The following is a 13,485-nucleotide window of genomic DNA, read 5'->3' on the forward strand; positions in this document are numbered from 1 at the left end:
CTTGCACGCATTATTCCCCATTCGACTAAAGTCTGATAAATGATTTGTCTTTACGATCTCTATTCGAAAGCATACTCAACTTAAACCAGCCTACTCAGAACTATAAATATGACTTGCTGGCGATATCTGTATAATGTGTTCACAACTCAAATCACATCACCATGAATTGAACAATATGACTCAACTGACTTGCTTTAAAGCCTACGATATTCGAGGCAAACTCGGTACTGAACTGAATGAAGAGATTGCCTATAACATTGGTCGTGCCTATGGACAGATTTATCAGCCCAAAACTGTCGTGATTGGCTGTGATATCCGTTTAAGCAGTGAGAGTCTAAAACAAGCCACCATTCGGGGCCTGAATGATGCAGGCGTCAATGTGCTTGATCTGGGCATGACCGGCACGGAAGAAGTGTATTTCGCAGCGTTCCATCTCGATGTACAAGGCGGGATTGAAGTCACTGCCAGCCATAACCCGATGGATTACAATGGCATGAAACTGGTGCGTGAAAATGCACGCCCGATCAGTGCGGAAACAGGCTTAAAAGAAATTCAGGCACTGGCGGAATCAGGGCAATTCACTGAAGTTGCGAATAAAGGTACTACGCAAAACTATAATATTTTGCCTGAGTTCGTTGAGCATCTGCTCACTTATATTGACCCGCAAAAAATCAAAGCACTTAAACTGGTAGTGAATGCCGGCAATGGCGCAGCAGGTCATGTGATTGATGCGATTGAACAAAAATTCCAGCAACTCAACATTCCGGTGGAATTTATTAAAATCCACCATGAAGCGGATGGCACCTTCCCGAATGGTATTCCCAACCCGATCCTGATTGAAAACCGTGACAGCACCCGTGATGCTGTACTGCAGCATCAGGCCGATATGGGCATTGCCTGGGATGGTGACTTTGACCGTTGCTTCCTGTTTGATGAAAAAGGGCAGTTTATTGAAGGCTATTACATTGTCGGTTTATTGGCACAAGCCTTCCTGATCAAACAGGCTGGCGAGAAAATTGTGCATGACCCACGTCTGGTCTGGAATACCTTTGATATCGTCGATCAATACCAAGGCATCGCGGTACAGTCGAAATCAGGCCATGCATTCATTAAAGACGTGATGCGTGAACACAATGCGGTATACGGCGGTGAAATGAGTGCTCATCACTATTTCCGTGATTTTGCGTATTGTGATAGCGGGATGATTCCGTGGTTACTCACCATTGCGCTACTGTCTGAAACAGGGCAATCGCTTTCCACCCTGGTTGAAAACATGATTGCCAAATTCCCATGTAGTGGTGAAATCAACTTTAAAGTCACAGACACCCAAGCGACGGTACAAAAAATCTTTGACCATTATGCCGATCAGAATCCACAGGTAGACCGTACCGATGGCGTTAGCCTCGATTTTGGTGCTTGGCGCCTGAATGTCCGTGCCTCCAATACCGAGCCATTATTACGCTTAAATATTGAAAGCCGTGCCGATCAAAATCCGCAACCGATGCAACACTATGTCGATGAATTAACCGCGTTGATTCAGGGCTAATTTAGTCCAAATAAAAAAGGAGCTTGACGCTCCTTTTTTTATGACAACCAAACTCAGTTAAAACCGTTTGGATTTTGCTTTTGCCAGTTCCAGCTGTCTGCCAACATATCTTCCAGCGTATATTGCGGCTGCCAACCGAGCTCAGCTTGCGCTCGCGAAGCATCTGCATAAAATGCTGGCAAATCCCCGACTCTGCGCTCCGCAAATTCGGTTGGAATCTGAATCCCGTTCACTTTTTCAAAGGTTTCTTTAATTTGTAGAACCGAAATTGGTGTACCTGTTCCAATATTCCAGGCCCGACAACCGTGACTGTTTAACCGATTGGTGACCGCCAGCACATGGGCTTTCGCTAAATCCACTACATGGATAAAGTCCCGCTCACAAGTGCCGTCTTTGGTTGGATAATCATCACCAAAAATGGATAGTTTTTCACGTCGTCCCACAGCAACCTGGGTCACATACGGCATCAGGTTGTTCGGAATGCCTTGCGGGTCTTCCCCAATCTGGCCACTCTTATGTGCACCGACCGGATTAAAATAACGCAGTAAGGCAATTGACCATTTTGTATCTGCCAGCGCCATTTTTTCTAGCATCTGCTCAATGATCAGTTTGGTATAACCATAATTATTATTCGGCAAACTCAGCGGCATGTCTTCCTGATAAGGAGATGGATTCAGCTCACCATATACCGTTGCAGAGGAGCTAAAGGCCAAGGTAAATACGCCAGCTTTCTCCATTGACTTGAACAATTGAACACTGCCAGCAATATTATGATCAAAATATGCCAAAGGAATTTGCTGGCTCTCTCCCACCGCTTTTAAGCCCGCAAAATGAATTACGGCATCAATTTGGTGATTTTGAAAAACGGGGTCTAGTTCATGGGCATGACGAATATCACCCTGTATGAATACCAGGCTTTTATTGGCCAGTTTTTCGACACGGCGTAAAGCCTCTTCCGAGCTATTGGATAGATTATCGAATACCACTACCTCATGGCCTGCATCCAATAATTCTACACAGGTATGCGAACCGATATAGCCAGCCCCGCCGGTGACTAAAATCTTAGCCATCTGTTTTTCCTAGCAATATTTTAAGCAAGCCTTGCGTTGATGCATCAAAGCTAGATAGATCTTCCTGCTCACGGTTAAGAATCGGCAACAGCTGATTGGCAATTTCCTTGCCTTTTTCAACGCCCCATTGATCAAAGGGATTGATATTCCACAATACCGATTGCACAAACACTTTATGTTCGTACATCGCAATCAGCATCCCCAAGCTATATGGATTCAACTCTTTGAGTAAAATGGTTGAACTCGGCTGATTGCCTTCATATTGCTTATAGGCAGGTAGGCCTTGCAGTTCATCTGCCGCCAAGGCCTGATTACCAAAAGCCAGCAGGCGTGACTGGGCCAGACAGTTGGATAAAGCCAGATGATGTTGCTCGACTAAGGCTTCGGCACTTTCTGCATAGGTAAACTGATTGGCATTATAACGTTTGACCGGAGCAATAAAGTCACAACTGACGGAATGGGTACCTTGATGCAGCAACTGATAGAATGCATGTTGCGCATTCGGCCCCACTTCGCCCCAAACGATTGGACACGTCACTGAACTGACCTTTTCGCCATTGCGCTGGATGGATTTGCCGTTCGACTCCATTTCCAGTTGCTGCAAATAAGCGGCAAAATACTTGAGCCGCCCGTCATAAGGCAGCACGGCGTGGGTCTGGATATCGAGAAAATTATTATTCCATGCCCCTAACAGGCCCATTAATACCGGAATATTCTGTTCAAACGGGGCCGTCTGGAAATGTTGGTCAATGGCGTATGCCCCGGCCAAGAATTGCTTAAAGCCTTCCACGCCAATGGTCAGTGCAATTGGCAGACCAATACACGACCATAATGAATAACGGCCACCGACCCAATCCCACAGTAAAAGCTGCTTATCCGGTGCAATACCCCATTCGGTCATTTTATCCGGTTTGGTCGACACCCCCACAAAATGATTCTTGAGGATTTTTTCATTATTGCCTAAGGCTTTCTCTAACCATTGACGTACGGTCTGGGCATTGGAAAGTGTATCAATGGTCCCGAACGACTTGGAGGAAATAATAAATAAGGTGGTTTCAGGGCGCAGCTGATGCAACAACCCGGAGAGCTGACTGCCATCCATAGTTGAAACAAAATGAATATCTAAGGGCTTTGCGGTTTTGACCTTAAAATCTGAAAGTGCATGCGTGACCATGAGTGGACCGAGATCTGATCCACCGACCCCAATATTCACCACATCCTGAATCACTTCACCCGTTGCGCCACGACATTGGCCGGCATGAATTTTTTCAACCAGTGCATACATTTGCTCAAGTTGCGCTTGGACCGCCTGATTCACGACGGGCAGCGTTGGACTGGATTTGGGTAAGCGTAAGGCCCAGTGCATCGCAGCGCGTTGTTCCGTGTAGTTAATCTGCTCACATGAAAATAGACGTTTAATCCATCCATCCAGATCCTGCGCATGCGCCAGATGCACCAGCTGGCTTAAAACCTGCTGATCAATCCGATGTTTACTAAAATCAAAAACAATCTGGTCATACTCAGCGGAAAAACGTTTAAAACGTGCCTCATCTGCTGCAAACAGGGTATTCAGATGCAGGTCTTTAAATTGTTTTTGTAAAACCGCTAACTGTTCTACCACCGAAGTCTGTTCCCTGACCGGAAAAGGATGTATCTGTTTTGTCATCTTTAACGCCCCACTCCCATATAGGCAAAACCTTGTGCTTTTACATAGTGCGGGTCATAAATATTGCGACCGTCTAAAATTAAGGGATGTTGCATCAATTGGTTCAACTGTTTGAAATCCGGACTCCAGTATTGTTTCCAGGCCGTTAAAACACATAATCCATGCACGTTGTGTACAGCTTCATATTGATCATGATGCAACACCAGATCACTGCGCTGTCCGTACATCATCTCGATTTCATCCAGCGCCTGCGGATCATGCAGATGAACGGTGACACCCTGCGCCCACAAGGCGGCAAGCATCTGATGAATTGGAGAATGTTGAATGCTGGAGGTATTCTCCTTAAAAGAAGCACCCCAGATCGCAACGGATTTTGCTTGTAAAGCGCCGTGGTAGTAATTCCACAACTTACGGAACAGGATCTCTTTTTGTTGCTCATTGATATCCCAGACCTGGGCAAGCAACTGGCTTTTCACCCCAGTATTGGCAACAGTATTGGCAAGGGTCAAAATATCATGCGAGAAGTTTTCCCCGCCAAAACCGGCACCAGGTGCCAGATACGCCGAGCCGATACGACTGTCTGCAGACATGCCCTGCCGCACCGAGGCAATATCAATCCCGAGTTTTTCAGCCACCACGGCCAGATCATTAATATAACTAATGCGGGTCGCCAACATGCCGGAAATACTCAGTTTGGTAAACTCGGCATCCAGTATCGGCATAAATAGATATTGCTGTTCTAATGGAAAAAAGGGTCTGAGCAACTCTTTAACCTTGACCTGCACTTCACTGCACGTACAGCCCACAATCAACTGCTTGGCCTGGGTCAAACTCTGTAAGGCATTACCTTCCTGCATGGTATCCGGCAAATACACCCAGTCATCATCCGACAAAATCTGCTGGAACTTTTCGGTTCCGCGTAAACCAAAGGTTGAGGCATTGATCATCAGTTTTGGATGAATGATCGGACGTTGTTTCAACGAGTGTAACAGTTGAAAAACCTGCTGTTCCTGCGTCTGATTAAAACTGAACAGATAGGCATCGATATCCAGCGGGATATTGGCTAAATCGCTATAGCGCAGAAAACCCGTAGTCAGCTGTTTTTCGAGTAAATGACTGACATTTTCATCATGAAAGGAATATTGCTGATCATCCGCTTTGGTATCGAGCTGTGAGCACCAATACACCAGATGCCCCGTTTCAGACAATAATGCAGACATCACGCCTGCATATAAGGTATTGCCAAAGATTGCAACTTTCATAACATGCTTGCCCTCAATGATTACAGGGCCAATTCCTTAATCAGGCCCTTAAACTCTGCGCCCAGTTTTGGATGCTCAATCCCATAATGTAACACAGCTTTTAGATAACCCAGCTTGCTACCACAATCGAAGGTCTGACCTTTCATGCGATACGCCTCAACGGTTTGTGCCTGCTGTAAAGTGGCAATCGCGTCCGTCAACTGAATTTCATTGCCAGCACCGCGTGGGGTATTTTCCAGCAGTCCCATAATCTGGGCAGGCAGAATATAACGGCCAACCACAGATAAATTCGAAGGTGCCGTACCGACTGGCGGTTTTTCTACAATGCCTTGCATCACGATACTCTCACCTTCATTCGGTGAAACCGCAACATCCACAATCCCATACTGATCAACCAAATGATCGGGCACAGCCTCCACCATGATTTGTGCAGCTTGAGATGCTTCAAAGCGTTGAATCATCAAAGACAGGTCATTTTCAGAGGTCGCATTTTTTACTAACACATCAGGTAATAACACCGCAAAGTCTTCATCGCCGACAATATCTTTTGCACAAAGTACCGCATGACCCAAGCCCAATGGCTGTGGCTGACGCACACTCACCACGCTGACATGTTTTGGCAGAATGTCGGTGATTTCTTTGAGCAAGTCGAATTTCTTTTTTTGCTCTAACGTCGTTTCCAGCTCAAAATTACGATCAAAATAATTTTCAATTGATGCTTTTGAAGAATGGGTGACCAGAATAATTTGTTCAATTCCCGCTTCAACTGCTTCACGTACCACATATTCAATTGCAGGACGATCAACAACGGTCACCATTTCCTTTGGAATCGATTTACTTGCAGGTAGAAAACGTGTCCCCAGACCTGCAACAGGTAGAATTGCTTTTTTGATCATTACTTTCTCAGATTAATTTACTCTAACTTCGCCACTGCGCTTATAGCCATCTACATAATGTTCAAGCTGGGTTAAGGCCCAGTCAACATCATGATCAATTGCAGTCATCTGGCTGATTTTACCAAAGACTTCCTGAATTTCGTCCAATGCAAAATGCTTCTCAAAGGAACGCAGGATACGGGTATGTTCAGTATATTCGGTATTGTCCTGATCAATCAGCAGTTCTTCATACAGTTTCTCGCCTGGACGTAGACCGCTATAGGCAATTTCGATATCACCATCCAGTGATCCATTTTCTCTCACTTTTAAACCGCTGAGCTTGATCATTTGGCGCGCCAGATCCTGAATTCTGACCGGTTCACCCATATCCAGCAGGAATACATCCCCGCCAGAACCCAAGGCACCTGCCTGAATCACCAGTTGCGAAGCTTCTGGAATGGTCATGAAATAGCGGGTCACTTCAGGATGAGTCACGGTAATGGGGCCACCTTTGGCGATCTGTTGCTTAAACAGTGGAACAACCGAACCGGAAGAGCCCAATACATTACCAAAACGAACAATGCTGATTTGGGTAGCAGGTTTGGTTTCAGCCACAGCCTGACAATACAGCTCAGCCATACGCTTTGATGCCCCCATCACATTGGTCGGACGTACCGCTTTATCGGTTGAGATCAGCACAAAGGTTTCCACACCTTTTTTCACGGCCGCATTCAAGCTGTTTGCGGTACCAATGCTATTGTTCTTCAATCCCGCAATCGGATTACATTCAACCAAAGGAACATGCTTATAGGCCGCAGCATGATAAACCGTCTGGATCTGGTATTGTTCAATAATCCGTTCAAGTTTTTGCTGGTCCTGTACCGTGCCCAAAATTGGAACAATTTCACAAGTGGCTGTTTGTCTTAACTCTTTATCAATGTCATATAACGCAAATTCTGTGAGCTCATACAGCACTAACATTTTAGGTTTATTTTTAATAATTTGACGGCATAGTTCAGAACCAATTGAACCACCCGCACCTGTCACCATGACCACTTTATTCTGGATATTTTTGGCAATCAGATGTGAAATCGGTGGCACCGGATCACGTCCCAATAAATCGATAATATCCACTTCCTGGATATCCGAAACCTGGATTTCGCCATCGACCAGACGGGTCAACCCAGGGAGTTCGGTAATTTTTAAACGTGCACTTTCAAACTGCTGAATAATTTCCGTTTTGCGCACCCGCCCCACTGAAGGCAGCGCTAGTAAAATTTCATCGATACGGTCTTTCTTGAAGCGCTGTAAGGCTTTTTCAACCGAATAGACCTTTAAGCCACCAACTGTCTGTCCTTGCAAAGAAGCATAGTCATCAATAAAGAATACCGGTAAATGGTCATCTGAACGGTGCAATGCCGCAGCAATTTGCTGACCTGCATCACCGGCGCCATAAATCGCAATGCGTTTACGTCCGATTTCAGAATAATAAGATGCCTTAATCATAAAGCGAATCACTGCGCGACTAAGCCATACCCAGGCAAACATCATGAAACCATACATAAATGGAATCGACATCGGGATATAGGCTTGCGTACATACATTCAGGACGTACAAGGTGGCCATGGTCAAGGCAACCGCAATCGCCAGCTTAACGATAAAGACTTCGTTAAATGTCCGTACAATAAAATGATAAACACCGGTAAGCGCCAAGCTTACGACCGTAATCAGGCTAACCAGAATAATCCCGTGATCAATACCTGGGATAATGTCCGCGCCTAAATCAAATAAACGGATGACATAGCACAACCATAAAATCACGGGAAAAGCTAATGCATCCAGAAAAATCAGGAAAAATTGTTTATATAATCTTGGCGCTGAGGCGAATTGATGAATAATCTTTTTCACAATGATCTTCTAATGATCCATTTTACAGTTTGATCTTTATACGCATTTCTGACAGAACTAGAAATGACTTTTACATATTGATTACACAATCATAAGGGCCAGAGTTTGAAAGCTTATCACACTCTTTCCCTTAGTTCTTGAGCTATCAAATCGCGCCTATTACATGCTGAATTGCGCTAATAGTTTTATCGATACTCTCTGTACTCAGTGTTGGATGCACCAAGAACATCAAACTGGTCTCACCGAGTTGTTGTGCGTTCTTCAAACGCTGTTGCGGACGCCATGGTGTGCCGTCAAAAGCATGTTCCAGATAGACTTCCGAACATGAACCACTAAAACACGGTACATTTTGCGCATTAATTTCCTGCATGATCCGGTCACGTGACCAACCTTCAGGCAATGCAGCTAAATTGACTTGGACATAACATTTATAGTGAGCATGTACATAGTCAGCCGCAGGCAAGTGAACGGTAAAATAAGGAGAATCTTCAAATGCCTTTAAAATTTTCTCTGCATTTTCAGTGCGTTGTTGTGTCCACTCTGCCATACGCGTTAACTGGATACGACCAATCACCGCCTGCATCTCCATCATACGCCAGTTTGTACCAAATGAATCATGCAACCATCGGAAACCTGGCGGATGTTGCTTGTTATAAACGCTATCATAACTTTTGCCATGATCTTTATAAGACCACATTTTCTTCCATAGCATTTCATCATTGGTGGTCACCATACCGCCTTCACCACCGGTGGTCATGATCTTGTCCTGACAGAATGACCAGGCCGCAATATGCCCAATCGAACCAGCCGGTTTGCCTTTGTATTTGGCACCATGCGCTTGGGCACAGTCTTCAATGACATACAGCCCCTTTTCTTCAGCAAGCTGCATGATCGGGTCCATATCACACATCCAGCCTGCCAGATGCACACAAATGATCGCTTTGGTATTTGGTGTAAGTACTGCTTCAATGGTACGACGTGAAATATTCTGTGAATCCAGTTCTACATCAGCAAATACAGGATTGGCGCCAGCCGTGACAATTGAGCTGGCTGAAGCCAGGAAGGTACGTGAAGTGACAATCACATCATCACCCGATCCAATACCCAAGGCTTTTAAAGCAACATCCAGCGCAACAGTACCATTGGTTAAAGCCACTGCATATTGAGTACCGGCAAATGTTGCAAACTCTTTTTCAAACTCCCGGCATTCTTGCCCTGTCCAGTAATTTACTTTATTGGAAAGTAATACATTTTTAACTGCGTCCGCTTCTTCTTGCGTAAAACTTGGCCATGGTTCGAATGCTGTGTTCAACATTGTAAATTCCTGATCTATAAAATAATACGGCTTACTTCTTTTCTAAAATTCTTGCAGGGTTACCAATTACGGTTACACCTGGCGGCACGCTTTTGGTGACTACCGCGCCCATCCCCACAACCGCACCTTTACCAATCACTAACGGCTTATCGGGCGTGCCCTGTTTAATCACAGCACCTGTCCCAATATAGGCATGGTCTTCAATATGAATATTGCCATTACATTTGACACCTGGTGCAAAAGTAACATAGTCACCAATCACGCAATCATGAGCAACATAACTATAAATATTAGCGTGGAAAAACTTGCCAATTTTTATATTTGACGTCAAACAAGTGAATGGACAAAGTAAACTCCCTTCACCAATCTCTACCTCATCTAAAATTACTGTATTGCCTGCTTGTATCGCTAAATGTTGGACACCGTCTTCATTGAGACGAGCAACCAGTTTTTCCCGTACAATACTATTTGCAATCGCAATCGTTACAGCTTTATGAGTAGCAGAATTGTTAATGAAATCTGTATAGGTAAGAACAGAATAACCATTTAGGCTTGCGCCCGCCTGTCCGTCATCAATAAAAACAAATTGTTCTTTATGCAAAGTAGGAAATTTTTGGCGGACTAATGGCATCACTTCTTTACCAAAACCACTTGCACCGTAAACACCAATAAATTCTGTCATTTATCTAAATCCTTATTATTCGTTCCTGTAAATTTACTCATAGTTGCTTCACCAGCTTCACTGATATCATCTTTGGCTATGACTTTTTTCACCGTCTGCAGCATGATCTTAAAATCTAACCATAGCGAACGGTTTTCTACATACCAGGTATCCAGCTTAAACTTCTGTTCCCAGCTAATCGCATTCCGACCATTGACCTGAGCATGTCCAGTCATACCTGGACGGACCTCATGGCGTTTGGCTTGTTCTTCATTATATAAAGGTAAATACTCCATCAAGAGTGGACGTGGGCCCACAACGCTCATATCACCTTTAATTACGTTCCAGAGCTCAGGCATTTCATCCAGACTGGTCGAACGTAACATTTTGCCAAAAGGGGTTAAACGCTCACTATCCGGTAACGGATTACCCTGCTCATCAATTGCATCTTTCATGGTTCGAAACTTGATCATTTCAAAGGGCTTACCATGCAGGCCTGGACGAATCTGACGAAACAATACAGGTGAACCCAGATTCTTTTTAACTTTATAAGCCACATAGGCATATAAAGGTGAAAGTAGAACTAATGCAATTGAAGCAATAATGATATCCAGTAATCGTTTCATGAGTTATCCATTATTTAAAGACAATATTTTCAAGTTTTTCTGCAATCATGGCGTACTCTAAATGTTGTAATACAAACTGTTTACCATTTGAACCTAACTGTTGACGCTGTTCAGCAGTTAAATTATATAATTGTTGTACAGCTCCTACGATTGCTTCAGGATCTTCGGCTTCAATGGTGATACCAGCTTGAGCTTGCTGAACAATATCCCCCTTACCAGAAAAGGCATGAATAATTGGTTTACCTGCATATAAATATTCAGGTAATTTATTCGGCGCGATTCCAAATCGATAAAGAGAATTTTTCTGCCAGCCAATATAACAAATATCAAACTGCTCAAGCATGGACTGAATTTGTTTCTTTGGAATTGCATCTATAAACGTAATGTTGTGTAAGTTCAAAGATTGAACTTTTTTTATTAAATTTTCTTTTTCCTTTCCTGAACCAACAAGAACAAAATGTAACTGCGGATTACTGGAAAGGATCTTTGCTGCTTCAATAAGATCATCTATAGCATTAGCAACGCCAATAGTTCCTGTATATCCAATGATAAATTTATTTTGAGGTAACTGACTGAGTGTCTCCGCATTTAAAGGTTGCTTTTGAGACACCTCTTCTAAAGATACACCATTTGGTATCCAGTGAAACTTACTACTATCCAGACCTCGGGTTTGCATATGTTCAACAGCATTATATAAATTTGAAAATACGTAATCAGCTTTTTTATAAGCTCGATCCTCAACCCATTGCATGAACTTTATAAATGGATGTTTTGATGAATGTCCACCTAATTCCATTAAAGTTAAAGGCCAAATATCTCTTACTTCAAAAATAAAAGGAACCCTAAATTTGTTTGCGAGATACTTAGCACCCAGATAACCAATAAGAGAAGGAGATGAATATAAAATTACATCTGGCTTGGCTGGAATTACGTTTGACATATTACGTAAAAGCCAGGAGAACTTAAACCAATTTAGTACACGCTGTTTGCTATGCGCTTCCTGATATTCAGGTAAATTGATCCATACAAATGAGAAATTAGGAATAATTTCCTCAATAAAATATTGCTCGTCAAACTGTTTTGGATTACGTAACAGATGACTATATCGACCAGCAATCACATAAACTTGATGGCCTTTCTTTGCTAGCTCTTGGGCCAGATAATAATGTCGACCACCCATTGCTGTTTCTGGCGTTGAGCTATATTGATTAATAAACCAAAAGGTTTTTTTATCACTCATTTCTATGTCAAACACTCTTTCAAAAATTAAAGATCTGTTGTGATAGCTATTTATTGATTAAATTCAATTAATTGGAATTCAAATCAAAAAGTAATTAAATTCAAACACTTAATTAAATAAGGCTATATAATTTAACAATCCTTAGCTAAATAGAATTACACTTACATTCATGCCAAGTACAGTAAAAATCTTCTTTATAATTAATTATTTTATAAAGAAGATTTTTTTAAAAACTGAATAATTTGCTGACAGGCTGTACCATCGCCATACGGATTATGTGCTGCAGCCATTTCAGCATAAACATCAGGATTTTCAAGCAATTCTGCTACCGACTGTTCAATCGCAGCGATCTCTGTTCCCACTAAACGCACTGTGCCAGCCTGTACAGCTTCAGGTCTTTCTGTGGTATCTCGCATTACCAGCACCGGTTTACCTAAAGAAGGTGCTTCTTCCTGAATCCCGCCAGAGTCAGTCAGAATCAGGTAACTACGATTCATTAAATAGACGAAAGGTAAGTAGTCTTGAGGCGCAATCAGATACACATTGTCAATATCGGCTAAAAGTGCGTTTACCGGTTGCTGTACATTGGGATTTAAATGCACCGGATACGCAATCTGGATATCCGGATATTTTTTTGCCAGATTCGCTAAGGCCTGACAAATATTTAAAAAACCCTGGCCAAAGTTCTCACGACGATGACCCGTCACCAGAATCAGTTTCTTCTCTTGCTCGAGAAATGAGAACTGCTGTTGAAATTGTTCGACCAGTGTTTGATCTTGCTCAACCTTTTGTTTGACTTGCAATAGCGCATCAATCACGGTATTACCAGTCACGACAATAGTCGCTGGATTCACATTTTCTTTAATCAGGTTGTCATAAGAGGATTGTGTGGGTGCAAAATGATAATTTGCCAATACCCCGGTTAATTGTCGATTAGCTTCTTCCGGCCAAGGCGAATATAAATCACCTGTACGTAGCCCAGCCTCAACATGCCCTACTTTAATTTTATGGTAATACGCAGCTAAGGATGCGGCAAACGTGGTCGCGGTATCACCATGTACCAAAATTACATCTGGCAGCCATTGTTCAAACACCTGCTCCAGACCTTTAAGTACTCCGGAGGTCACATCAGAGAGCGTTTGTCCTGGCTTCATTAAATTCAAGTCAAAATCAGGTTTTAAACTAAATAGCTCCAACACCTGATCTAGCATCTGCCGATGTTGTCCGGTTACACAGACTTTGGTCTCAAAATCTTGCGAATAGTGTTGTAACTTTAAAGCCAAAGGCGCCATTTTTATCGCTTCTGGCCGAGTGCC

General features: G+C 43.2%; 11 protein-coding genes. 1 reads left to right on the forward strand and 10 read right to left on the reverse strand.

Features of this window, described 5'->3' with window-relative positions; translation table 11 throughout:
- Positions 1 to 175: 175 nt before the first annotated feature.
- Entirely contained in the window at positions 176 to 1,546 is a 1,371-nt protein-coding gene (locus ACINWC323_RS12865) for a phosphohexomutase domain-containing protein (protein ID WP_032881278.1), read from the forward strand.
- A 53-nt stretch (positions 1,547 to 1,599) separates the two neighbouring features.
- On the opposite strand, the gene galE is transcribed toward ACINWC323_RS12865, so the two are convergent.
- The 10 genes from galE to wecB all read right to left on the reverse strand — a co-directional run.
- Positions 1,600 to 2,616, reverse strand: coding sequence for a UDP-glucose 4-epimerase GalE (gene galE / locus ACINWC323_RS12860; RefSeq protein WP_009510336.1), 1,017 nt, complete (start codon positions 2,614 to 2,616; stop codon positions 1,600 to 1,602).
- Positions 2,609 to 4,282, reverse strand: coding sequence for a glucose-6-phosphate isomerase (gene pgi, locus ACINWC323_RS12855; RefSeq protein ID WP_009510475.1), 1,674 nt, complete (start codon positions 4,280 to 4,282; stop codon positions 2,609 to 2,611). The genes galE and pgi overlap by 8 nt, the downstream gene beginning before the upstream one ends.
- A 2-nt stretch (positions 4,283 to 4,284) precedes the next feature.
- Positions 4,285 to 5,544 (reverse strand): nucleotide sugar dehydrogenase, encoded by a 1,260-nt coding sequence (locus ACINWC323_RS12850; protein WP_009510398.1) that lies wholly within the window; start codon positions 5,542 to 5,544, stop codon positions 4,285 to 4,287.
- 20 nt (positions 5,545 to 5,564) lie between these two features.
- Positions 5,565 to 6,440 (reverse strand): UTP--glucose-1-phosphate uridylyltransferase GalU, encoded by an 876-nt coding sequence (gene galU, locus ACINWC323_RS12845; RefSeq protein ID WP_009510460.1) that lies wholly within the window; start codon positions 6,438 to 6,440, stop codon positions 5,565 to 5,567.
- Between the two features lie 12 nt (positions 6,441 to 6,452).
- Positions 6,453 to 8,327 (reverse strand): polysaccharide biosynthesis protein, encoded by a 1,875-nt coding sequence (locus tag ACINWC323_RS12840; protein ID WP_009510494.1) that lies wholly within the window; start codon positions 8,325 to 8,327, stop codon positions 6,453 to 6,455.
- 145 nt (positions 8,328 to 8,472) lie between these two features.
- The gene (locus ACINWC323_RS12835) at positions 8,473 to 9,642 is read right to left on the reverse strand and encodes a DegT/DnrJ/EryC1/StrS family aminotransferase (protein WP_009510443.1); all 1,170 of its coding nucleotides are present in this window, start codon (positions 9,640 to 9,642) and stop codon (positions 8,473 to 8,475) included.
- A gap of 31 nt (positions 9,643 to 9,673) precedes the next feature.
- Positions 9,674 to 10,324, reverse strand: coding sequence for a NeuD/PglB/VioB family sugar acetyltransferase (locus tag ACINWC323_RS12830; RefSeq protein ID WP_009510464.1), 651 nt, complete (start codon positions 10,322 to 10,324; stop codon positions 9,674 to 9,676).
- The gene (locus ACINWC323_RS12825) at positions 10,321 to 10,929 is read right to left on the reverse strand and encodes a sugar transferase (RefSeq protein ID WP_005228306.1); all 609 of its coding nucleotides are present in this window, start codon (positions 10,927 to 10,929) and stop codon (positions 10,321 to 10,323) included. The genes ACINWC323_RS12830 and ACINWC323_RS12825 overlap by 4 nt, the downstream gene beginning before the upstream one ends.
- A gap of 10 nt (positions 10,930 to 10,939) precedes the next feature.
- The gene (locus ACINWC323_RS12820; RefSeq protein WP_005228305.1) at positions 10,940 to 12,169 is read right to left on the reverse strand and encodes a glycosyltransferase family 4 protein; all 1,230 of its coding nucleotides are present in this window, start codon (positions 12,167 to 12,169) and stop codon (positions 10,940 to 10,942) included.
- Positions 12,170 to 12,378: 209 nt separating this feature from the next.
- Positions 12,379 to 13,485 (reverse strand): non-hydrolyzing UDP-N-acetylglucosamine 2-epimerase (wecB, locus tag ACINWC323_RS12815; protein WP_032881284.1); only part of this gene is annotated, 1,107 nt, incomplete at its 5' end.

It is taken from the genome of Acinetobacter sp. WC-323, from assembly GCF_000314615.1.
Classification (GTDB): Bacteria; Pseudomonadota; Gammaproteobacteria; order Pseudomonadales; family Moraxellaceae; genus Acinetobacter; species Acinetobacter courvalinii.

Bases quoted from the DNA above. Each gene is read 5' to 3' on its own strand.
- ACINWC323_RS12865 (WP_032881278.1), top strand. From the start codon at position 176: ATGACTCAACTGACTTGCTTTAAAGCCTACGATATTCGAGGCAAACTC.
- galE (WP_009510336.1), bottom strand. From the start codon at position 2,616: ATGGCTAAGATTTTAGTCACCGGCGGGGCTGGCTATATCGGTTCGCAT.
- pgi (WP_009510475.1), bottom strand. From the start codon at position 4,282: ATGACAAAACAGATACATCCTTTTCCGGTCAGGGAACAGACTTCGGTG.
- ACINWC323_RS12850 (WP_009510398.1), bottom strand. From the start codon at position 5,544: ATGAAAGTTGCAATCTTTGGCAATACCTTATATGCAGGCGTGATGTCT.
- galU (WP_009510460.1), bottom strand. From the start codon at position 6,440: ATGATCAAAAAAGCAATTCTACCTGTTGCAGGTCTGGGGACACGTTTT.
- ACINWC323_RS12835 (WP_009510443.1), bottom strand. From the start codon at position 9,642: ATGTTGAACACAGCATTCGAACCATGGCCAAGTTTTACGCAAGAAGAA.
- ACINWC323_RS12830 (WP_009510464.1), bottom strand. From the start codon at position 10,324: ATGACAGAATTTATTGGTGTTTACGGTGCAAGTGGTTTTGGTAAAGAA.
- ACINWC323_RS12825 (WP_005228306.1), bottom strand. From the start codon at position 10,929: ATGAAACGATTACTGGATATCATTATTGCTTCAATTGCATTAGTTCTA.
- ACINWC323_RS12820 (WP_005228305.1), bottom strand. From the start codon at position 12,169: ATGAGTGATAAAAAAACCTTTTGGTTTATTAATCAATATAGCTCAACG.